This window comes from Chryseobacterium sp. CH25 (genome assembly GCF_004119455.1).
GTDB lineage: Bacteria > Bacteroidota > Bacteroidia > Flavobacteriales > Weeksellaceae > Chryseobacterium.
In genome coordinates this window covers 258,179-279,660 of sequence record NZ_NRQT01000004.1, presented here as the reverse complement: position 1 = coordinate 279,660, position 21,482 = coordinate 258,179, and the positions used below count along the sequence as shown (strand labels likewise).

General features: G+C 36.7%; 21 protein-coding genes and 1 pseudogene. 4 read left to right on the top strand and 18 right to left on the bottom strand.

What is annotated here, in order from left to right:
- The first annotated feature begins 121 nt into the window (after positions 1-121).
- From BOQ64_RS12045 to BOQ64_RS12035, 3 genes are all read left to right on the top strand, one after another.
- Positions 122-757: a LysE family translocator gene (locus BOQ64_RS12045; protein ID WP_129055556.1), complete on the top strand. Its 636-nt coding sequence runs from the start codon at positions 122-124 to the stop codon at positions 755-757.
- A gap of 88 nt (positions 758-845) precedes the next feature.
- On the top strand, positions 846-1,709 hold the full coding sequence (locus tag BOQ64_RS12040) for a helix-turn-helix domain-containing protein (RefSeq protein WP_129055554.1): 864 nt from the start codon (positions 846-848) through the stop codon (positions 1,707-1,709).
- Positions 1,710-1,844: 135 nt separating this feature from the next.
- A complete protein-coding gene (locus tag BOQ64_RS12035; RefSeq protein WP_129055552.1) occupies positions 1,845-2,567 on the top strand; it encodes a siderophore-interacting protein in 723 nt (240 codons plus the stop codon).
- 69 nt (positions 2,568-2,636) lie between these two features.
- On the opposite strand, the gene BOQ64_RS12030 is transcribed toward BOQ64_RS12035, so the two are convergent.
- The 5 genes from BOQ64_RS12030 to BOQ64_RS12010 all read right to left on the bottom strand — a co-directional run bounded on the left by BOQ64_RS12030 (position 2,637) and on the right by BOQ64_RS12010 (position 8,525).
- Complete coding sequence (locus BOQ64_RS12030) at positions 2,637-3,215, bottom strand: NAD(P)H-dependent oxidoreductase (RefSeq protein ID WP_129055550.1); 579 nt, start codon at positions 3,213-3,215, stop codon at positions 2,637-2,639.
- Positions 3,212-4,237 carry an NAD-dependent epimerase/dehydratase family protein gene (locus tag BOQ64_RS12025; protein WP_129055548.1) on the bottom strand — a complete coding sequence of 342 codons (1,026 nt, stop codon included), beginning with the start codon at positions 4,235-4,237 and terminating at the stop codon, positions 3,212-3,214. The genes BOQ64_RS12030 and BOQ64_RS12025 overlap by 4 nt, the downstream gene beginning before the upstream one ends.
- Before the next feature lie 54 nt (positions 4,238-4,291).
- Positions 4,292-4,858, bottom strand: coding sequence for a Crp/Fnr family transcriptional regulator (locus BOQ64_RS12020; protein ID WP_129055546.1), 567 nt, complete (start codon positions 4,856-4,858; stop codon positions 4,292-4,294).
- A gap of 488 nt (positions 4,859-5,346) precedes the next feature.
- A complete protein-coding gene (locus tag BOQ64_RS12015) occupies positions 5,347-7,116 on the bottom strand; it encodes an aminopeptidase P family protein (protein WP_129055544.1) in 1,770 nt (589 codons plus the stop codon).
- 302 nt (positions 7,117-7,418) lie between these two features.
- Positions 7,419-8,525 (bottom strand): serine hydrolase domain-containing protein, encoded by a 1,107-nt coding sequence (locus BOQ64_RS12010; RefSeq protein ID WP_129055542.1) that lies wholly within the window; start codon positions 8,523-8,525, stop codon positions 7,419-7,421.
- Positions 8,526-8,664: 139 nt separating this feature from the next.
- On the opposite strand from BOQ64_RS12010, the gene BOQ64_RS12005 reads away from it, so the two are divergent.
- Positions 8,665-9,102, top strand: coding sequence for a DUF6526 family protein (locus BOQ64_RS12005; protein ID WP_129055540.1), 438 nt, complete (start codon positions 8,665-8,667; stop codon positions 9,100-9,102).
- Between the two features lie 91 nt (positions 9,103-9,193).
- Here BOQ64_RS12005 and BOQ64_RS12000 read toward each other — a convergent pair whose 3' ends face one another.
- The 13 genes and pseudogenes from BOQ64_RS12000 to BOQ64_RS11940 all read right to left on the bottom strand — a co-directional run bounded on the left by BOQ64_RS12000 (position 9,194) and on the right by BOQ64_RS11940 (position 21,114).
- Positions 9,194-10,081 carry a helix-turn-helix domain-containing protein gene (locus tag BOQ64_RS12000; RefSeq protein ID WP_129055539.1) on the bottom strand — a complete coding sequence of 296 codons (888 nt, stop codon included), beginning with the start codon at positions 10,079-10,081 and terminating at the stop codon, positions 9,194-9,196.
- Positions 10,082-10,212: 131 nt separating this feature from the next.
- On the bottom strand, positions 10,213-12,459 hold the full coding sequence (locus BOQ64_RS11995) for a TonB-dependent receptor (RefSeq protein ID WP_129055537.1): 2,247 nt from the start codon (positions 12,457-12,459) through the stop codon (positions 10,213-10,215).
- Between the two features lie 214 nt (positions 12,460-12,673).
- Positions 12,674-13,561, bottom strand: coding sequence for an urea transporter (locus BOQ64_RS11990; RefSeq protein ID WP_129055535.1), 888 nt, complete (start codon positions 13,559-13,561; stop codon positions 12,674-12,676).
- Between the two features lie 238 nt (positions 13,562-13,799).
- The gene (locus BOQ64_RS11985) at positions 13,800-14,501 is read right to left on the bottom strand and encodes a membrane protein (RefSeq protein WP_045499427.1); all 702 of its coding nucleotides are present in this window, start codon (positions 14,499-14,501) and stop codon (positions 13,800-13,802) included.
- Between the two features lie 146 nt (positions 14,502-14,647).
- A complete protein-coding gene (locus BOQ64_RS11980) occupies positions 14,648-15,436 on the bottom strand; it encodes an urease accessory protein UreD (protein WP_129055533.1) in 789 nt (262 codons plus the stop codon).
- The gene (gene ureG, locus BOQ64_RS11975) at positions 15,437-16,075 is read right to left on the bottom strand and encodes an urease accessory protein UreG (RefSeq protein ID WP_047094673.1); all 639 of its coding nucleotides are present in this window, start codon (positions 16,073-16,075) and stop codon (positions 15,437-15,439) included.
- Positions 16,076-16,216: 141 nt separating this feature from the next.
- A complete protein-coding gene (locus BOQ64_RS11970; protein WP_129055532.1) occupies positions 16,217-16,906 on the bottom strand; it encodes an urease accessory protein UreF in 690 nt (229 codons plus the stop codon).
- A 4-nt stretch (positions 16,907-16,910) separates the two neighbouring features.
- The gene (gene ureE, locus BOQ64_RS11965) at positions 16,911-17,420 is read right to left on the bottom strand and encodes an urease accessory protein UreE (RefSeq protein WP_129055530.1); all 510 of its coding nucleotides are present in this window, start codon (positions 17,418-17,420) and stop codon (positions 16,911-16,913) included.
- The gene (locus BOQ64_RS11960) at positions 17,410-18,060 is read right to left on the bottom strand and encodes a hypothetical protein (protein WP_129055528.1); all 651 of its coding nucleotides are present in this window, start codon (positions 18,058-18,060) and stop codon (positions 17,410-17,412) included. Before BOQ64_RS11960 ends, ureE begins: the two co-directional genes overlap by 11 nt.
- A 124-nt stretch (positions 18,061-18,184) precedes the next feature.
- Complete coding sequence (gene ureC / locus BOQ64_RS11955) at positions 18,185-19,906, bottom strand: urease subunit alpha (protein WP_129055526.1); 1,722 nt, start codon at positions 19,904-19,906, stop codon at positions 18,185-18,187.
- A gap of 1 nt (position 19,907) precedes the next feature.
- Positions 19,908-20,276, bottom strand: a complete 369-nt coding sequence (gene ureB / locus BOQ64_RS11950; protein WP_129055525.1) for an urease subunit beta — start codon at positions 20,274-20,276, stop codon at positions 19,908-19,910.
- A 12-nt stretch (positions 20,277-20,288) separates the two neighbouring features.
- Positions 20,289-20,590: pseudogene (gene ureA, locus BOQ64_RS11945) on the bottom strand (urease subunit gamma).
- A 158-nt stretch (positions 20,591-20,748) separates the two neighbouring features.
- Positions 20,749-21,114 (bottom strand): hypothetical protein, encoded by a 366-nt coding sequence (locus BOQ64_RS11940; RefSeq protein WP_129055523.1) that lies wholly within the window; start codon positions 21,112-21,114, stop codon positions 20,749-20,751.
- Between the last annotated feature and the right edge of the window lie 368 nt (positions 21,115-21,482).

Genomic DNA, 21,482 nt, shown 5'->3' with positions numbered 1-21,482 from the left:
TATCACGAATTAGTGGGTATTTGAACGCAATAAAACAAAATCTATAATTTATCTTTTTCCAGTAATTTTCATTGATGTATTGTATATAACTCCAAGAAATAAGACATTTGTATAAAAATTAATGATCCCACTTCAAGATCTTTCATTCTTTATTCTGGCAGCACTCATCTTAGTCATTAGTCCGGGACCTAATATGATTTACCTGATTTCAAAATCAATAACACAGGGAAAAAAATCCGGCTTTATTTCTTTAATGGGAGTTGTGTGTGGCTTTATGTTTCACATCATTATGGTTTCTTTTGGCTTAACGGCTGTGTTATTGGCTGTTCCATTTGCCTATACCGTTCTTAAAACCCTGGGAACGATATATCTTTTATATCTGGCGTATCAAGCTATTAAACCTAACAGCAAAAATATTTTTGATGTTGATAAAAATACAACGTACGATGGTCCTAAAAAGCTATTCACCATTGGTTTTTTAACGAATGTTCTCAATCCGAAAGTAGCCGTTTTTTATCTGTCATTTTTCCCGCAGTTCATCAAACCTGAGTATGGTTCTGTGTTAACTCAGAGTCTGGAACTTGGGGTTGTTCAGGTACTGGTAAGCTTCAGTGTTAATTTCTTAATTGTATTAACTGCTGCAAGAGTTGCTCTATTTTTCAGTAATAATCCTGCCTGGATTAAAGTACAAAAGTGGTTTATGGCAAGTGTTTTGACTTACCTGGCAGTAAAAATGGCTTTTTCTAAAGCAAAATAACAATTTAGAATCTTCTGTCACCACAGGAGATTTTTTTATGTATCGATCCTCCATATTATTGTAGCTTTGTAAAAGCAGTTTCAACAAGATGAAGCATACCATTCCTACTTACGATTTAAGTGATATTTCCAAGCATCGTTTCCATATAAAAAGGATGGATCAGCGTACCTATCATACGGAGACAATCCTTATAGATAAAGGAATACATCGTGACAGTCATTATATATTTACCTTCATGGAAAGCGGACATGTAAAAATGATGGTTGACTTCAATATTATAGAAGCTAAAGATCCCACTATTTTCTGCGTATTACCAGGGCAGGTTCATCAGGGGCTTTTAATGAACAAAGTGAACGGATGGTTTATTGCCATAAAATCTGATTTGGTACCGGATGCTGTACGTTCAGTTTTTGAGGAGTCTCTGGAAGGAATACAGCCTCTGGCAGTAGAGAAAATATGGGTGGAAAAATTCAATAATGCAGCTGCAATACTCCATTCTTTTTATACAGAGGAGATGCTGGCATCCAAAGAAGGTTTCTTAGTGATTCAATCTCTACTCAATACTTTTATAGGGATGTTTGCTTTCATCTATTCAAAAGAGAACGATTCTCACACTATTGGCGAAAATCGTGCTTTACAATTGACGCGGGAGTTCAAAATCATGGTGAGACAAAGCTACAAAACCATGAAAAGTCCATCCGAATATGCTGACAAGCTCAACATCTCAAGAGGATATCTTACAGAAGCTATCCGTGAAGTGACTGGTAAGCCTGCTCAACATTGGATTCATCAGGAAATTTTAATTGAAGCTAAACGTTTACTTGCTTTTACTCAACTTACAGTAAAGGAAATTGCCTATGAGTTGGGATATAATGATCATACTTATTTTAGCCGCTTATTTTCAAAGCAGGAAAACCAGTCGCCTTCAGAGTTCAGAAACTCAAACAGGTAGTTCAAAAACAGAATAAAAACGTCCATCACACTCACTTTTCTTATACACTCTCAACCACGAATTGTCCAATCATTCCCATGGAACAGCTATCGTAACATTTACATTTTGCAGCTTCCTTTGCAATAAAAATTACTCATGCCAAGTTTACCTAAATGGATCAACGATACGGTAGAAAATGTATGGTCCTCAAAATTCAAAGATTGTAAAGTTATTGATATAGAAACTATTTCCGGAAATCTTCGTCTTGTACGTTTTGAAGCAGATTTAGCGGATATCCAGTATGAACCTGCTTATGCTATTGGAATAAGAATTAACGACAGGGATTTTCGTAATTATTCTCCGTTCAATTTTAACAGAGAAGCGGGAACGTTTGAAGTTTTATTTCATATTCATGATGATTCAGCTGTGGGAAGCTGTTTTGCGACCCAATTATCCGTTGGGGATTCTATAAAAATATTAATGCCCAGAGGCAAACGATTCTTTGAGCCTGGAGCCAAAATTCATTTCTCTATAGGAGATGAAACTTCATTAGGAAGCTCTCTTTCCATTAAAGAAGCTGTGGAAGAGGCAGGCTCATTATTTATCTGTCTTCATGAGCTGGAAGAATCTCAGACTCTGGAAAGCCTCAATTTATATGGTTATCACAGTCCCAAAAACAGTACAATGAGAATCATAGAAGCCTTAACTGATTTTCTGAGGGAAGAAAAGGAAGCCATTTATAATGATAATGCCGTTTTTTACCTTACAGGAAACGGAGACCGAATGTCACTGATAAAGAAATACCTAAAGGCTAAAGGAGTTTCTTCCAAATGTATAAGATCCCAGGCCTATTGGATAGAAGGAAAAAAAGGATTGTAAAAGACCGGAAGCTGGAAATGATACTGATAAGTTATAAGAATTTCCAACTTCCGGTCTTTTTATTTGATATTATCTTAGTTTTTGTCCCAATGATCTCACTTTCTTCAGCCATATTTCCCGCTGCTCCTTGCTAGAAGTCCGGATAATACCCAGATACGTAACTTTCACCGGTTTTATTCCACAGAATTCCAGTGTTGATTTCTTAAGTTGATTGACGCTTGGCCTTCCATACATCAGCCAATAATACCAACCCGGTTGATCAATTGTTGTGATAATATGGGCTGTTTTACCTTTTAAAAGTTTATCCCACCAAACTGAATTTTCACGGTATCTATAGGCCAATCCAGGAAGAAAAAGCCGATCTATAAAACCTTTCATTAAAGCAGGCAATCCTCCCCACCAGACCGGATGTATCCAAACCAGATGATCTGCCCATTGGATCATTTCCCACGCTTTTAACAAATCTGGTTCCAGCTCCATTCTTTTTTGATAGCCAAACTGTAAATTGGGATTAAAGTTCAGATCTGCAATCAAAATTTCTTTGATTTCTGCTCCTGCCTCTATGGCTCCGTTTTTATAGGCCTCTGCAATACCAAAATTAAATGATTCTTTATTGGGATGACCGTTGATAATGGCTATTTTTTTCATGATGCTATATGGGTATTAATCGTTTCATAGGCATCAAGCTGAGCCAGTAACGATAAAGGTTCATGCAGTTGGTGACTGAAATAAACATTGTTCTCATGAGGATTTCTCAACAATTCTTCTGTATGTAAAACAGCTGATAAAGCAGTAAGCTCGGCCTGCCCTTTTGTACTTTGCAGGCTTAATTTTTTGTGCCCATTTTTATCCTGCACTAGTACTTCAAAGACGGCCTGATCCCCATTTCCGCTTGATCCGAAAATCATTTTCCTTTCTTTTAAAGAAAGAATATTGTAAATTCTCAGATATTGAAAACTTCCTAAAAGCCAGGTAATAAATTTAGAATTATAAGTCATTTTTACGCTTACATTAGGGATTCTTTCAACTCTGTTCAGGATATACAGATCAGGAACATCAAAATTATAGGCATCTCTTTTTCCTATTCCGAAAGAAAATTCATAAGGTTCGGTATTCAAAAAATGTCTGACTGGATTGGGTTTATCATTTTTATAATCATGAAAAGGAACTGCCACATTTTCTGCCATAAAATGGGCCGAGCTTTCTCCTGCCAGATCTTTAACCGAATAGTACACAAAGAGTTTCACAGCCTGAATATCATCAGTATCTTTTGAAAGAACATTCACCAGACCAGGTACTATTCCTCCCATCCATCCGGAGCTGAAAACAATTCGGCTGCTGACATCTGATTTCTTTGCAATATCATAGGCCTTCATCAGGTCAGGAGTAGGTTTTGTAATATCCAGATAATCGATATGATTCTTTATAGCAAACTGAAGAACATGATCTGACTTATCATTCACTGAAAGAATAATCAGTTCTATTTTGTGATCTGTAATCGCATGAAAAGAATTGGGATCAGTAAGATCAATCTTTAAACTTCTATCAGTATTTCCTCCTCTACGTCCACCAATAAAAATATTGAGATGAGGGTTTCTCTTCTGTAAAATACGGGCAATTGTTTTACCCACCAATCCATTGCCGCCGATAATAAGAATATTGTGCTCCATTTATTTTTTTTGACAAAATTATAGAGCCCATCAGCCAATAAACAGGACAAATGTCTAAAAAGAAATCTCCTTTCTGATACGGCTTAAATGTCTTTGAGTAATACCAAGATAGGAAGCCAGATACTGCAATGGAATTTTCTGAATATAATCCGGATAGTTTTTAAGAAGTGCTTCATAACGCTGACTGGCAGTATCTCTCTGAAGCTGAAAAAATCTGTTTTCCAATTCAAGATATTCCTGTTCGGCGATGATCTTTAGAAATTTCATCCAATTAAGTTTATCCTGTACTAAGGCGTCCATTTTTTCCTTTTTTAAAATCAATAATTCGGCATCTGTAATAGCCTGCATACTTTCTTTGCTGAGACATCCGGAAATGAATGATGAATAGGCCGCCATCATGGTATTAGGAAACCTGAAACAATATGTCATGTCTTTTCCATCATCGGAAAGATAGAAAGAGCGAAAGATCCCGGATTGGATAAATGCCACTTCCTTACATTTCTCGCCTTCCTGTATAAAATATTCGTTCTTACTGACTTTTCTGATTTCAAAAAGTTGTAAAAATTCTTCAATTTCATTTTCTGAAAACAAGTCAAAACTTCGAAAAAAATCATGTACCATTGGGAGGTTTTCTTAATACAGCGAAAATAAAGGTTTATATTATTATCACGCAATAGTGCGCAAGGTTTTTCCCGGAGTGTTCATTTTTTTAAGATCGCAAAGGCGTTTCACTCAGCAAGGAAGCAGAAAATGTCTTTGCTAAATATAATACCTCAGCGAACGAAACTCTTTTCATACTTGATTAAAAACCTTAGCATTAAAAGAATCTGGAAATCTCCTTAACCGGAAATCATAAAAAAATCATCCCAGAGCGGGATGATCGTACCAATTGTTATTATATGAAATATGAAATGATGTGTTTGCTGATGCAAATATAGAGAGCTCTTTAATCCCCTACATCAGGAGAATCACTAGAGTTTTATCCGTAAAAATACGGTTGCATAAACAAAAAAGCCCTGCAAGAAAACTTACAGGACTTTTACTGATCTAACAATTATTTTGTTTAATATTTTAAAGTGTAATGTTCTGCAACATCAACTTTATTTTTACTATAATGGGCTTACCAATTCTAAGAACCATTCTTTAACTTCTCCTTCTAAATAAGGAGCCAGTTTTCCTTCGCATGTTTTATGGTAATCATTCAGCCATGCGATCTCATTTTCTGAAAGAATTTCCTTCACTACAGTATCTTTAAAGAACGGGCAGAATGTTAATGTTTCAAATTCATAGAATGTTCCGTGAATTGTTTTCTCTGCTTCTTTTACTGCAATAAGGTTCTCATGACGGATTCCGTAATGTCCTTCAAGATAGTATCCAGGTTCGTTGGATAACACCATTCCCGGAAGAAGTTCCTGAGGATTCAAGTCTTTTCTGATATTTTGCGGACCTTCGTGAACATTCATAAAGCTTCCTACTCCATGTCCTGTTCCGTGGTTGAAGTCTTTAGCTTCCATCCACAACGGAAGTCTTGCAATAGCATCAAGCTGTACTCCTCTTGTTCCTTTAGGGAATTTTACCATTGATAAACGGATTAATCCCTGTAATACCAATGTAGAGTTTCTCTTGAATTCCTCAGAAGGAGTTCCTAATGCAAAAGTTCTTGTAATATCTGTAGTTCCTTCAAGATACTGACCTCCTGAATCTACAAGGATTGTATCTTCATTGGTTACTTCTTTGCTGCCTTCTTCTTTGGCAGAATAGTGCATAATAGCTCCGTTATCTTTATATCCTATGATGGAACCAAAGCTCTCACCTACAAAATTCTTCCCTTCAGCACGGAAACCTCTCAGTTTTTCACCGATGGAATACTCATTCATGGCTTCTTTTCCTGCGTTGTGAGTCAGCCAGTAAAGGAATTTTACCATTGCTACACCGTCTCTTACCATTACGGTTCTGAAACCTTCCAACTCAGTTTCATTTTTCTGAGCTTTCATCAGGTTTCCTGGTACGGGAGCTTTGATAAATTGATTATCTGCTTTTAGGGTTTCAAAAATCTGCTGGTTGCTGTTTGGAGAAACCAGTACTTTTTCATTTTTGAATGCTTTCAGATAGTTATAAAATTCTTCGTAAGGCATCATTTTTACGAAAGAATCATCCATTTGTTTTCTTGCTTCTACTTCAAGTTTCTCTAACCCTGTGAATAGAACAGCATCATTTTTTGTAATGACAATATATCCTAAAAATACAGGATTGCTCTGTACATCACTTCCTCTCAGGTTAGATGTCCATGCCACATCATCAAGACTTGAAATGATGTGAACAGTTGCTTCCTGCTCTTCCATTTTCTGACGAATCGCAGAAAGTTTATCTGCTACAGATTTCCCGGCTCTTTCTACGGGCTGCACAAAAATTGGGTTAGCAGACGGTGTTCCTCTTTCTTTCCAAACCTCTTTTAGAAGTGGAATATCTGCAAGGGTAATATTTTTTGAATTAAATTTTTGAGAAAGCAGTTCCCAATTGGCATTGGAAGCAGCTAAAGCATTTACAGCTACCTTACCTCCAGCCGGAATTTCGGAAATGATCCAATCAATATAATTGGGAGTTCCTTCTATACCATCTTTGAAAAGGTCAATTCCTGAACCATCCAGCTCAATAGCAGCCTGTGTAAAGTATCTTCCGTCTGTCCAAAGACCTGCTTTATCTTTCGTAACTACCACAAAACCGGCAGAACCTAAAAATCCTGACAGCCATGCTCTTTCCTGCCATTCTTCAGGAAGGTACTCACTCATATGCGGATCTGCAGAATATACGATAAATGCATCAACATTATTTTTCTGCATTTCTTCACGAAGCGCAGCAACTTTTTCCTTTGAAGTCATTCTTTTCATTTTTAAACACCGAAAGTTACGAAAAATTTGAAGTCAGAGGATCAAATAAAGCCCCTATTTTCCTAATGATATATTATTTTTTCATGAATTCTGATAGAGGGTGCAAAGAACATGAATTTTTCAATGTCACAGATGCACGATTTTATAAAGCGTATGAATACTAGTGAATATTTGCTTATCAATTTTGTTTAAAACACTGTATCAATATAAGTATAAAAATCTGGGTTAAAAAGTATTCTTCAACAGTTTTAAATCTTTATATTTTTAATCCCGGATTTTACTGGAAGATAAAACTAGTCTTTAAAATAATATTTTGAAACATTTTCCACTATGGTATAGGTTTCTACCCCGGTAAGGTTTGTCAGTAAAATAATAGCCAGATCATCATTCGGATAAATATGAACTGACGCACGGCCACCACCAAGTGCAGCAGCAGCAATATGTGATGTTCTTTTTATGATTGGCCAACCTAATGCATAAGCATTTAGAATTCCCCCAAAACCATCATAACTACCATTGTTTAATGAGACAGGAGTCCAAATTGTAGTAATACTTTCTCTCTGCTGTAAGAACATTCCTTTTTGCAATGCAATGATCCATTTAGCCATATCATCAGCATTGGTAAATACACCGGCATCTGTTCTGAAATTGGTGGGAAAATCTTCATATATTTCAGTCAGCTTATCAACTTTAATATGGTTTCCCGTTGCTTTATCCAGATGATAAAAACTGTATGTGGGAGATTTATTCCCAAGAATATCATACGAATTGGCATATTTTGTATTACTCATTCCAGCTGGCTTCAACTGTTGTATCTCTACTAATTTTTCAAAAGGAAATTGGCTCACTTTTTCAATGATTTTCTGTAACAGAAGATAATTAGTAGCATTATAATTAAATTTCTCTCCAGGTTCGGATAACATTGGTAAAGTCTGTACTTTTACCCACGCAGAATCCTGTCCTTTATCACTAATCAATCCATCTCCTCTTTCATTTTCTATGTCCGGTAAACCTGAAGTATGACTTAATAGCTGTTTCACTGTAATGTTGCCCCAATTTTCAGGTAAAGGATCTAAATAATCTGAGATTGGATCTTCAATTCGCAGGTTTCCCTTTTCAACAAGCTGCATAATGGTAACCGCAGTGAATATTTTAGCAATAGAATTGATAGAAAATTTCGTTGTATGAGTTACAGGAACAGTAAATTCAACATTGGCTATTCCAAGGGATTCTGAAAATAACACCTTATTATTTTTAATAACAGCAATCTGTAGTCCTGGAATTTTCTGCTCCTTCATCTCTCTTTTCAGATATCCCATTATCTCTTTCTTATGATTCTGAGCAACAAGAGAGGTTGTTGTAAAGAATAATGTACACATAGCAAATACAATATTTTTCATAGCATATCTCTTTTGAAATCTTCTAAAAAAACTTTTAAATTATTAATATTTCAGCTAAAATAAGATCAAATTTACTCCATAAAACATTAATTATTATTACAAATGCAAATTTTGAGAAAATTATTACTACATTTCTCCCATGAAACAGCAAAACTATAATAACCACAGGAAGTTTTACCCACCTCATCATTTTATTTATCTTCCTTTATTAATTGTATTGGAGATCTTAGGAATCTATAAAATCTGGGATGATTCCAGTAATCAATTGGTTTGGATTTTATTTTCAATTGTAATTTTTCTACTTTTCTATCTGGCTTTTATGACCAGACAGCATTATGCACTGGGACTTCAAAACCGTATGATCATCTTTGAATTTAAGCAACGGTATTTCGAGATTTTTAACAGAAGATCTGATGAAACGGTTGAAAAATTAAGATTTGACCAGATTGCAGCTTTGTGGTTTGCGTATGACGATGAATTCAAAGAGCTTTTGTACAGGGCACTTCACCAAAATATTTCAGGAGATGAGATCAAAAGATCTATTAAAAAATGGAAGCCTGATCACCTTAGAATCTAATGAGTAAAATAATATCCCTGTAAAAACAGAAGTATTTTTACAGGGATATAAAAAATATTGAAGGATAAATCTTCCTATACTTATTCTCAAATTAAACCGTAGTTCTGTTGTTCAGAAACTGTATTCTATATTCTTTAGGAGTAACTCCGGCAATTTTCTTAAAAAGCTGGGTAAAATGAGATGCAGTATGAAAATTCAGTTCATAGGCAATTTCAGCAATATCTTTACTGGAATGCAGCAAAGCTTTGCTGTAATTAATATCAATCTCATTGATCCATTGCTTCGGTGATTTTTGAGTAACACTTTTTACACATTTATTCAGGTAACTTTCTGTTACAGATAACTTATTGGCAAAGAATGCCACCCGTTTTTCCACTACATGATATTTAAATAAAAGATCCCGGAACTGAAGGGATAATTCCATAGGACGTGTGGCGGATTTATGATGGGTATCTGAATCTGTGCTCAGCATTTTGATGAGAATAAGATGCAGCATAGTGACTACAACATCATTTATATTCAGATTATTCAGCCATAATTCCTGTTCCATGATGGGAAGAAGTTGGGTAATAGTCCCGTAAGTAAGGCTATCCAAATTCAGAAAAGGAGTCATAAAGAAAATACTGCTCTTATGTTTGGGTAATTCCTGTTCAGACAAAATATTATTTTCATAAGCCAGGAAAAAGCCTTCAATATCATCTGAAAGTTCTACGGTAGCAGTAATTGTTCCTTGTTTAATAAAGATGACACCGCCTTTTTCAGCATGGTATTCTTTATTTTCAAGATACTGTTTGATATGTCCGTTGGTAACAAAAATGATGAAGTTAAAGGTTGTACGGTATGGAATCACCGGCATCAAAATCCCTTTGAGGTAATTCTCTATCCGGTAAAGCTGTATATCTGCATTATTGGCTAATATTTTCTCCGTGATATTCGGCAGAAAAAGTTTTTTATACTGAAAATTGGATAATACTTCCATATCCGATATTATGATAAATTAAAGTTAGACAAAATTTGTAATGTAGAAAGAAGAGAATTTGAAAATTTGAGAATGAGCTAATTTGAAAATAACTTTACTCCCCAGCTCTCAAACCCTCAAATTCTCTCACTCTAAAACTTATAATACACTCCCACTCTTACTCCAAACGGGCTTCCCGGTGTATACGTAAGATCTGTGATAGGTTCTGCTTCTCCTTTCAATTGAGTTTCTGTGGCAAACTGAGCTTCATTCCATTTTACATTGAACAGGTTGTTAACCTGAATATTGGCTCCCCATTTCTGACGGTTGTAAGACAATACCAGATCATTAACGAAGTAAGCTTTCGTCTTGATGCTATTATCTTCCACAGCTGGTCTTTCTCCAAGATAACGGTACTGAAGTCCTAAAGAAAATCCGTTCAGGAAATCCCAGTTTACAGATCCTGTACTCGTAACTACCGGTGCTAATGGAATATAATCCTGTCCTTTTTCTTCTTCAATAAATCTTGCATGAGAATAGTTGATGTCTGCATTCAGATAGAAGTTTTCCAATGGCTGAAAACGGATTCCCAAGTCAGCTCCAAAGCGTCTTGATTTTCCGGATGGTTCTACTACAGCATCATCTCCTACATAAACAAACTCCTGTTGCAGATCCATATACCATACAGCAGGCGTAATAATTAATGATTTGAATGGGTGTAGCCTTACTCCAAAGTCAGCTCCGATAGAATATGGAAGGGTATTTTCATTCTTATTCGTCACTACTACCCTCATATCATTGGAATGGAATCCCATCCCGGTTTTTAGGAACCACATTACATTATCACTCTGCGCATAGGAGAAATTCAGTTTAGGACTTACTCTGGTGGCTTCTTTTGATTGTCCTGAAGGTAATTGTTCTGCATCCAGCAGATTATGCATATTAAAGATGAAATGATCTACTCTTACAGCCGGATTGATGGTCCATTTCCCAGTTTTCCAAACCAGACCTGAATAGGCATGAAGATTGGTTTCCGTTCCGTTTACATCAGAAAGCCTGTCAAGCAGCACATCTCTGTGATAAACATGATTCAGTTGTAAAGTATTGATGTCATCATTTCTTAATCCGATTCCTGAAATCCAGTTTAAGGAACTGCTAGGAAGCGAAAAACTTTTGGTATATTTTACTTCTGCTCCATAGATATTTCTTCCGTCTGTCTGCTGAATTTCATCCCCGTGATCTTTATCTTTTAAATAAAACGTAAAATCAGAGTACAGGTTGAAATTATATTTTGAATAGAAGGCCATTGCATCAATCTGTTCAGAAGAAGAAATGATATGCTTAAAATTCATCTGAAGGTTGGTTCTTGAAGTTTTCCCACCCTCGGTAGGATCTATACTTCCCCATCTGCCGATGATTCCTTCATCTACTGCACGTTCAGGAATCTGTCCGGAAGCATTCCATGAGGAATTAAATGTTGAAAATTGGATATTGAAGTAATCGTTATCCGTAAGCCATTGGTTATACTTTCCGAAAATATTAACCCTGTTAAAGTTCTGTTTTACATCAAAAGGTCCGTCTGTATAGTTATATTCAGTAGCGATATAGGCGTTTTTCCTTCCCAGATCATCGTGCAGAATATTGAACATTCCCAATACTCTTTTGGAGTTGAAAGAACCACCTTCAAGTTTAATCATACTATTTTTCAGCCCTCCATAAGTTTGAAAATCGACATAACCAGCCGTATTGAAATCTCCACGATCCATATAATAAGATCCTTTTCCGAAATCAATATTATTTACCGTTTCAGGGATCACAAAGTGAAGATCAGAATATCCCTGTCCATGGGCATGAGATACAATATTCACAGGCATTCCATCTACATTTACGCTTACATCTGTTCCGTGGTCAGCATCAAATCCTCTTAAAAAAAGCTGTTCTGCTTTTCCTCCTCCAGCGTGTTGTGCTATGAATAATCCCGGCACTTTTCTTAATAAATCCTGTGCTGAATTAACAGGGAATTTATTAAGATCAACCTTGGTAATAGCAGATAAAAAAGAACTGTGATTAATAGCTACTTCCGAAATCTGAAAGGGTTTATGCTGTAAAAAGATCACCTTGTTTTTATCATCATCATTGGTAACCACCCATTTCACCTCATCATATCCCTGGCGGCTCACCACTAATGTATCAGGAAGTGATTGAACAGGAATCGCAAAAGTACCGTCTGCTCCTGTATGAGTATGGCTATTACCATGATTATATTTTACCAATACGTCTGCGATTGGAAATTTATCCTCAGCATCTTTAATTGACAACTGTTTTTCTGTTTCCTGCGCCATCATTTTTCCACCGAATGTCATGATCAGAAAGACAGCGGCAATTTTAGTTATTTTCATTTTTTTGTTTTAATTAAATTAGAAGAGAGAGAAAAGATAATAGACGAAGAGATGAGAGATATTTTAGTTTTAAATTTCAATAGTCAATTTTGCTTCGCAAGTGAATAGTGAATTGCCAGCCACCAGTGAAAGTACAACAACCTTGAACTTTAAACATTAAACCTTGAACATTCACCCTCTCCACTCTAAAACTCTACCACTCTCAAACTTAAGTCTACGCTTTAGTTTTTATAAATATTTTTTGAATTAAAAGAGTGATCCATGTTCCGGCTACAAAAGGGAAAGTAAAGACCCCACCTACTGCATCCAGACAATGATTATCGATTAAAAGATCGTCAATAGCAATCGTTATAAGAACAGCAATAAGTACCCATAAACCATCTGTTTTTTTAACTCCTGAGAATACAATAGCTGAAAGTACTGCATTGAATCCAAATAAACCCATGTGAATTTCTTTAATAGGCTCTCCATTAAACTGTGATAATCCGGCACCAAGAATAGAAGCAGCTAATCCATACAAAGCCGCTATTGGTGAACTGATGAAAACAGCGACGAAGAAAATGATTCCCGAAAGAACTCCCCCTTGAAATATAACTTCACCAAACCCATTGGTACAGGTAAGAAAATCATCATATTTGGAAGGGACAACCTCAGCACTCAGCACTGCAGATGGTGGAATATGAGTAAAATGGTGTAATGCAAATACCAATATCCATGTAATGATAATAAAAGGAAAAGTAAACACCGGAATTTTCTTCTGGATAAAGAAATGCTGAATAACAGCAGCCAATGCTCCGCCTAATATAATAAGAACCCAGATCAGAATTGTTGTTTCAAACAGAAAAGCCAATGCTACTCCTACCAATGCAGCACTGAAGCCATACAATCCGGCATTAATTTCAGATGGATCATACTTAAGCTTCATAGCGGTAAAGGTTCCGGCTGCTGTTGAAAGCAAAACAGCCACTCCACACTGCCAGCTTCCCATAAAGATTCCTATCAGAAAAAGAAGCCCTGTCCATCTGTTTTCCTGAAGCATAATCTGTCCGATTCCTTTTAAAATATTGTCTAGAAAAGGTAGTTTTTTGAAAAATTCGTTCATAGTTTTTTTAATTGTAATATTGATTGGAAATAAAGACATATAGATGAGAGATAATAGACGAAGAGATGAGAGATATTTTAGTTTTGAATTTCAATAGTCAGTTTTGCTTCACAAGTGAATAGTAATGAATTTATCAATCATTAGTAAAAGGTAGACAACTTTAAACCTTAAACTTTAAACATCCTCGCTCTCTAACACTCAAACTCCCTAACCTCGAAACCTGCATCTCGCATCTCGCCTACCATCCCAGAAAGACCATTCCAACTCCGCAGACTGTTACCACAGCACCACTTACCACACCCATATATCTTTCTAATTTCTCAGTATTGAATAAAGTTGAATAACCATACCGGCCTAAAAGAACCATTCCAAGCATCGTTAAGACGGTAGTCACAGTGAATGAAGTTACCAGAACTGCAATTTCAGACATAGAATGTTTTACTCCCGAGTAGAATAATAAAGGGATTAAAGGTTCACTAGGCCCCATTACGAAGATCATAAAAAGGACAAGCGGTGTTACTTTTATTCTTGTTTGAGGCATTACCACCTCACTGTGATTGTGTTCATATACGTAAACATCGTCGCCCATCACATCAAAATGTTTATGCGGTTTATTTCTGATTGCCTGAATAAGACCGTATACCAGATAAACTCCTCCGAAGATCAGCAATGCCCATCCTGAAAAATTGCCTCTGATATCCTGAAACCAGGAGATTTTATTCAGCTGCCAGCCCAGAAATACCCCGATAAAGCCAAGGATAAGGGAACTCAGAACGTGCCCAAGTCCACAAACCACGGTTAATATTGCAGTTTTCATTCCGCTCCATTTCTTGGATTTTGAAATTACAATGAAAGGCAGGTAATGATCCGGCCCTGAGGCGGTATGTATAAAACTTATTGAAACGGCACTTAAAAGTAATGCCCAAACTGTACTGTCCATTTTCTATTTTTAATTCCTTTTTTTAAATTTTGGCTAAAGCCACTGGAAAATTTCCTTTATTTATACGGGCCAAAGCCCACTTCTATTGAATATTACTCTCGGAGATTTTGGAAAAAATTTTCGTCTCAGCCTTGACAAGGCTCTTTTTACTCCAACGACCAAAGAATCTCCTGAACATACAGGAAAAAATTGTACATCAATTCTCCGCCGTGCCCTAAAGCTCTTACTACAAACCCATTATCTTCCATCGCTGAAACTCCTACTTCCATCTCTTCAATATGCTGGGCTGCTGCTTCTACAATCTCTTCAATCAGCCCGTTTTTATCTACATTTTCCTTTGTACTGTAGAAGATCAAGGTTCCCTGATGGGTATACTGCTCCAAATTGCCAATACTACTGATCGGAATCATATCTGGCTGAATCACCACATTGTCTTTTACAACAAGCTTATTGTTATGATAGATTTCCATAAGGTTCTGGAAACGTCTCAGCTTAAAAACCTCCCCATAATGCTTTCTTCCGCAGGTAATGATTTCACTGATGATGATCTGGCTGTTTTTCCCGATATGAATATTCGCTTTACTTTTAAAATTAGAATCTTCGTGGGGAACAATAGGATGCGGAACGTAAGCAAAAGAGGTTTCGTCATCCATGATTACATTCAATTCCTGAACAGCCTTATCTTCCATATTGAAAAGTCTCTGATACGACTGTGATTGTAATTGAAGAGAAGATCCTTTTTCAAGGGCTACATCCAGGTGATAATGGTCTCCATCCAGGATTCCAGGAGAGGAGCTCATCACCATCTGATACAGTTTCTTATCACTTTTTCTCTGCCCTACAGAAACTACTCTGAAAGGCAGTGAAACGTAAAGATCCTTCACATATGATTCTCCTCCCTTAAATCCTGCAATAATTTTTAAACGACTGTCCATTTATCTTACTAAGTTCGGTTCTTCAATTTCTTCTAAAAGAGCATATTTTTTGATCCATCCGATTACTTTATCCAGTCCTTCATCTGTTTTAAGGTTGGTGAAAACAAAAGGATTTCCTTTTCTCATTCTTCTGGCATCGTTTTCCATCACTTCAAGACTGGCTCCAACATAAGGCGCAAGGTCAATTTTATTGATAATTAATAAGTCTGATCTTGTAATACCAGGACCTCCTTTTCTTGGAATTTTCTCTCCTTCTGCAACGTCAATAATGAAAATGGTAACGTCTGCAAGGTCCGGGCTGAATGTCGCTGAAAGGTTGTCACCTCCACTTTCGATAAGCACCAGTTCAATTTCCGGGAAACGTGCTGCCAGTTCATCTACTGCTTCAAGGTTCATACTGGCATCTTCACGGATGGCAGTGTGAGGACAGCCACCTGTTTCTACTCCGATAATTCTGTCGTGAGGAAGAAGACTGTTTTTAGCCATAAATTCTGCATCTTCTTTGGTATAGATATCATTGGTAATTACTCCAAGATCGTAAGTTCCAAATAGTTTTCTGCTTAAACGTTCTAATAATGCGGTTTTTCCTGATCCTACAGGGCCTGCAACTCCTACTTTTATATATTTTCTGTTTTCCATTTTTTCTAAATTTTGCTTTGTTTGTTTTTGTTTTTTTAACGCGGATAGCGCTAAGGTTTTTTATTGATTGTGAAGATTTTTCGTTCGCAAGGGCGTTACACTCAGCAAGGATATCTCCATTCATTTAGATTATTTACTTTTCTACGACATATAAAGTCTTGAATACAATCTTTCATGCTGCATACATCGGATGTCAAAGGCTGTATTACAAAGTCCTACCAGATCTCTGTCCAATTCTATTGTTTCTCCAACTGTTTTTTCCATGACAGGATATAAAGAGAATAAAATGTCCTGCCCGTCTAGTTGTCCTAATGGTACCAGCTTTACAGCATTGGTAATCATTCCGGCAACTGAGGTATAATAGAACCCTAATAATGCTTCATATAAAGGAATCTCCATTAAATAAGCATAAACTCCGAAGACAATACAGTAATGAGAATTGGCTTCTTTGTTCTGAATAGCTTTTTCAAAAGTTTCCATCAGCGGAAAGCTTTCTCTTCTTTTGAAGATTTTGATGAGCCTTAATCCTAATTTTTGGCTTGCCTGGCGAATTTCCTTCGGACATTTTATAGCATTACACTCATTGTCAAGATTCAAAAGAGTCTGCAAATCTCCTCTTTCTGCTGCCTGATAGGCCAGTTTTACAAAAGCTCCGTCATTGAATTTAAGGTTGTACTGAAGCATATTCTGCACAAATTCCTTTGCAGTTTCTACATTATGAACAATCCTTTCCTGCACATAGGTTTCAAGTCCGTTAGAATGGGTATAACCACCAATAGGAAGTGTGGGATCTGCTAAATGAAGGAGCCCTGATAAAAATTTGATGTTCATCGTATTATTCATCTTTTGGAGCAGCCATTTTTAAAATTTTAGTAAAAATGGTAGAGCCAAGGCTTCCATGCCCGTGAGGTTCTACATTCGATTTTAGAAGATTCAATAGTTTTACGGATTGTTTTTCCGGTTTAAAACCACTTGCTTCCAGCCATCTGAACATGGGCATTTCAAATGGAAGCAGTACTTTATCATCCTGAATAAAAAGTGGAATATGCTTGTTTCCGATTTCATAGCATACGGTTCCCATTTCCAATAAAGATCCGGGAACCATTACAATCGCATCTGTTTCCAGAACATTGATCGCTATTACTTTTTCTGTATCCTCAAAAAGAATATCACCTTCACGCAAGCGCTGCCCTTCTTTTAAAAATTTGATAGCAATATCTACCCCGTTTCTGGTTCTTTTGCGCTGGATTCTTTTGGTGGTTTCAAACCATTCCAGATCCAGATAATCTATGGTTTTCTCTGTAGGATTTTCGGTGAGATTGCCTATGGTTTGATTAATTATCATTTTTAGCTGTTTTTTTTCTGAAGTCAAAGTTTTTAGAAATGCCTACCCCGAAAGTTGAACCACTGATTCCTGCTACATAGCTTTTTGTCCAACCCTCTTCTTTGGTTTTAGTCTGAAGCATTGAAAGTTCAGCAAATTTGAATTTCAGTGCCCAACCTCCGCCTAATAAGACCCCAATCAAAGGATATGCACGAAGACGGAATCCGTTAAAATTCTGCATCGCATCGGCTGTTGCAGCCTGCTGTTGTCCCCAAACGTAGTGTGCATCTACCTGCCCGATCAATACGAAGTATTTCCCAAGCATTAATGACGGGCTATACCAGATTCCAGCCTCATTCTGTTTGTATACCACATTATGATTAACAGAATTTTGGGAGTAAGCATAATTAACCCCGATAAGGTCATTATTATTGATAAAATATCCTACTCCCAATGGTGCACTGGAAACAGTACTGCTACTGTTGGTAGGAGTTGTAACCTTTGAGTAATCCAATGAACCGTACATCATAAACTGACCTTTTGGCCCATCTTCATCACTCTTCAGCCTGTGCCCTCCCAAAAACTGAGCGCTTACCTTACCGGAAAATAAAGACATCCCGGCTACAGCAAGAGAAAAAACTGTTTTATTTAAATATTTCATTCTAAACTGAGTTCTATAATTAATTGTTTTACATTCTATTGGGATAAATCTTGAATAAAGAGAGTGTCTGAAAATTCAAATTATTTGGCTTTTGTCATTCTGACACTCTGCTTTAAGGTTTATCTTAGAACAAGTAATACAACTGTGTTAAAGGAAGTGTTTCTGCCGGTTCACAAGTGATATACTCACCATCTACCGTTACTTTATAGTTTTCAGGGTTCACTTCAATTAAAGGAGTCTTATCATTGTGAATAAGGTCTTTTTTACCAATATTTCTGCAGTTTTTCACCGGAAGAATCATTTTCTCCAATCCATAAGAAGCGATAGTTCCGTTATCTATAGAGATTTGAGAAACGAAGTTGGCACAAATACCATACTTAGCTTTTCCGTGAGCTCCAAACATATTTCTGTAGATGATTGGCTGTGGTGTTGGAATAGAAGCATTCGGATCTCCCATTTTAGCAGCGATTACAAACCCTCCTTTTACTATCATTTCAGGTTTCACTCCGAATAAAGCAGGCTTCCAGATTACTAAATCTGCTAATTTACCTTCTTCAACAGATCCTACATATTCTGATATACCGTGTGCAATTGCCGGGTTAATGGTATATTTGGCGACATATCTTTTAGCACGGTAGTTATCGTTTCCACTATTCTGATCTTCCGCTAAATCACCCCTCTGCTCTTTCATTTTACTTGCTGTCTGCCAAGTTCTTGTGATGACTTCACCCGGTCTACCCATTGCCTGAGAGTCAGAACTCATAATACTGAAAACTCCCATATCATGAAGAATATCTTCTGCAGCAATGGTTTCAGGACGGATACGTGAATCTGCAAATGCTACGTCTTCAGGGATGTTTTTACTCAAGTGGTGGCAAACCATCAGCATATCCAAGTGCTCGTCGATTGTATTTACGGTGTAAGGACGGGTTGGGTTGGTAGACGCTGGTAATACGTTTGGATACATCGCAGCTTTAATGATGTCCGGTGCATGACCTCCACCTGCTCCTTCCGTGTGGAAAGTATGAATTACTCTTCCATTGATCGCTCTCATGGTATCTTCAAGGAAACCTCCTTCATTTAAGGTATCCGTGTGGATTGCAACCTGAACGTCATATTTATCTGCAACTTTTAAAGCCGCATCAATGGTTGCAGGCGTTGCTCCCCAGTCTTCGTGGATTTTTACTCCTAATGCTCCTGCTTCAACCTGCTCTTCGATAGGCTCTTCTGCAGAACAGTTTCCTTTTCCGAAGAACCCTAAGTTCATTGGATATTCTTCTGCTGCTTCAAGCATTTTCTGCATATTGAATTTTCCTGGAGTTACCGTGGTAGCATTTGTTCCATCGTTAGGACCTGTTCCTCCTCCAATCATTGTAGTAATACCGCTGTATAGAGAGGTTTCAATCTGTTGTGGGCAGATGTAGTGAATGTGGGTATCAATTCCTCCGGCAGTTACGATATATCCTTTTCCGCCATGAACTTCAGTAGAAGCACCGATAATCATGTTAGGGGTTACCCCATCCATCGTATCAGGATTTCCTGCTTTACCAATTCCTACGATTTTACCATCTTTAATACCGATATCACCCTTTACAATTCCCCAGTGATCGATGATTACCGCACCTGTGATGCAAAGATCAAGAACTCCTTCGTCTCTTTTTGCAGTTACGTTCTGTCCCATACCATCACGTACAGTTTTTCCTCCTCCGAAAACGGCTTCATCTCCGTAATGGGTGAAATCTTTTTCGATTTCAATAATAATTTCAGTATCTCCCAGTCTGATTTTATCTCCGGCTGTAGGTCCTAATATATTGGCATATTGTTTTCTGTCTACGTTTAAGCTCATCTTAGTGATTTTTAAAGTTTAACTCTTCAACTTTTGCAAGGCTTACTTTTTTCTGATCTTCAGAATCTACCTGTCCATCAACAAGATTATTGAAGCCCATTGCTTTTTTGGTTCCTCCTATCTCTACCAATTCCACTTCTTTTTCTTCTCCTGGTTCAAAACGAACTGCAGTACTTGCTACAATATTCAGTCTCTTTCCGAAAGCTTTTTCACGGTCAAAGCTCATTGCCTTATTTACCTCGAAAAAGTGGAAGTGTGAACCTACCTGGATCGGACGGTCTCCTGTGTTTGTTACTTTTATTTTGACAGTTTCTCTGCCTTCATTGCAGATAATAATGCCTTCTTTTACAAAAATTTCTCCTGGTATCATAATAAATAGGAATTAACGGATTGGATTATGTACGGTTACAAGCTTGGTTCCATCTGGGAATGTAGCTTCAATCTGAACATCGTGGATCATTTCTGATACACCAGGCATTACATCATCTTTAGTTAAAAGATTAGCGCCTTCCTGCATCAGCTCAGCTACTTTTTTCCATCTCTTGCACCTTCAAGCAAAAAATGACTGATTAAGGCGATTGATTCTGGATAGTTTAATTTAAGGCCTCTCGCCTTTCTTTTTAGAGCGAGTTCTCCTGCCAGAAATAGCATAAGCTTTTCCGTTTCTCTCGGTGTTAAGTGCATAGTATTTTTTAGTTAAAATTGGACAAACGATATCCTGTTCACCTTTCTGAAAAGGCAAATAGAAATGTTCAAAAAATGTAAAAAGGGGAAACGATACTTACCGATCTGTATTATAGAATACGGACCATAATGAATCATTAAAAATTGTAAAAACGAGATTAGCAGCCCGCTATCTGCAAGGCATGATACAGAATGTACCGTGGTGCTGTGATATAAATACGGTTTTGAACGGCCGCAACCCGTGTATTATAAGTATAACCTGCAAAGAAATAATGCAACCACTGCTGAGCAAGTATTGAATAATCGAATTTTACTTTCTCCCAATCATTGGAGTCCTGTGCATCCTGCACATCTGAAAAACTGTACATTTCAGGCTGCGTCTGCTGATCCGATTTTTGCTGAAGGAGATTAATTTTTGATAAGAGATCAGAGTATGATTCAGTCTTCCCTTTATGCGCTAAAAGACCTGCACATAAAGCGGAGAAAAACAATACAAAAGAGAAGAATATGACTCTTTTTTTCATACCTGATTAATAATGATGTAAAATTAGAGTAATCTTAAAAAACAGGCTATCAAAAAAATTATTTAAAATGTTCAAAATCGCAACAAACATAATTTTATATTAATTTAACATTTATTCATAAAACCCTTATTTACAATATTTAAAGACAGTTCATTAACTATAACAAATATTTTATTGTCCTTATTATCATCATTACAACAGATCTACTCATATTTTTCTTATCTACAAAAGATTAAATCAATACATTGAATATTTTTAAAATTTAAGTCTTAAAAAAGGTTATATATTAATAATTATCGGACACTAAGGTTTATTCCATAAAAGCAGGTGAGATTTTTTTCTTTCCTTATAATTATCGTAAATTTGTA

Bases quoted from the DNA above. Each gene is read 5' to 3' on its own strand.
- BOQ64_RS11970 (WP_129055532.1), bottom strand. From the start codon at position 16,906: ATGAACATCAAATTTTTATCAGGGCTCCTTCATTTAGCAGATCCCACA.
- BOQ64_RS12045 (WP_129055556.1), top strand. From the start codon at position 122: ATGATCCCACTTCAAGATCTTTCATTCTTTATTCTGGCAGCACTCATC.
- BOQ64_RS12000 (WP_129055539.1), bottom strand. From the start codon at position 10,081: ATGGAAGTATTATCCAATTTTCAGTATAAAAAACTTTTTCTGCCGAAT.
- BOQ64_RS12040 (WP_129055554.1), top strand. From the start codon at position 846: ATGAAGCATACCATTCCTACTTACGATTTAAGTGATATTTCCAAGCAT.
- ureB (WP_129055525.1), bottom strand. From the start codon at position 20,276: ATGATACCAGGAGAAATTTTTGTAAAAGAAGGCATTATTATCTGCAAT.
- ureG (WP_047094673.1), bottom strand. From the start codon at position 16,075: ATGGAAAACAGAAAATATATAAAAGTAGGAGTTGCAGGCCCTGTAGGA.
- BOQ64_RS11980 (WP_129055533.1), bottom strand. From the start codon at position 15,436: ATGGACAGTCGTTTAAAAATTATTGCAGGATTTAAGGGAGGAGAATCA.
- BOQ64_RS11960 (WP_129055528.1), bottom strand. From the start codon at position 18,060: ATGAAATATTTAAATAAAACAGTTTTTTCTCTTGCTGTAGCCGGGATG.
- BOQ64_RS12015 (WP_129055544.1), bottom strand. From the start codon at position 7,116: ATGACTTCAAAGGAAAAAGTTGCTGCGCTTCGTGAAGAAATGCAGAAA.
- BOQ64_RS12025 (WP_129055548.1), bottom strand. From the start codon at position 4,237: ATGGAGCACAATATTCTTATTATCGGCGGCAATGGATTGGTGGGTAAA.
- BOQ64_RS12005 (WP_129055540.1), top strand. From the start codon at position 8,665: ATGAAACAGCAAAACTATAATAACCACAGGAAGTTTTACCCACCTCAT.
- BOQ64_RS11985 (WP_045499427.1), bottom strand. From the start codon at position 14,501: ATGGACAGTACAGTTTGGGCATTACTTTTAAGTGCCGTTTCAATAAGT.
- ureE (WP_129055530.1), bottom strand. From the start codon at position 17,420: ATGATAATTAATCAAACCATAGGCAATCTCACCGAAAATCCTACAGAG.
- BOQ64_RS11995 (WP_129055537.1), bottom strand. From the start codon at position 12,459: ATGAAAATAACTAAAATTGCCGCTGTCTTTCTGATCATGACATTCGGT.
- BOQ64_RS12010 (WP_129055542.1), bottom strand. From the start codon at position 8,525: ATGAAAAATATTGTATTTGCTATGTGTACATTATTCTTTACAACAACC.
- BOQ64_RS12035 (WP_129055552.1), top strand. From the start codon at position 1,845: ATGCCAAGTTTACCTAAATGGATCAACGATACGGTAGAAAATGTATGG.
- BOQ64_RS12020 (WP_129055546.1), bottom strand. From the start codon at position 4,858: ATGGTACATGATTTTTTTCGAAGTTTTGACTTGTTTTCAGAAAATGAA.
- BOQ64_RS11940 (WP_129055523.1), bottom strand. From the start codon at position 21,114: ATGAAAAAAAGAGTCATATTCTTCTCTTTTGTATTGTTTTTCTCCGCT.
- BOQ64_RS12030 (WP_129055550.1), bottom strand. From the start codon at position 3,215: ATGAAAAAAATAGCCATTATCAACGGTCATCCCAATAAAGAATCATTT.
- BOQ64_RS11990 (WP_129055535.1), bottom strand. From the start codon at position 13,561: ATGAACGAATTTTTCAAAAAACTACCTTTTCTAGACAATATTTTAAAA.
- ureC (WP_129055526.1), bottom strand. From the start codon at position 19,906: ATGAGCTTAAACGTAGACAGAAAACAATATGCCAATATATTAGGACCT.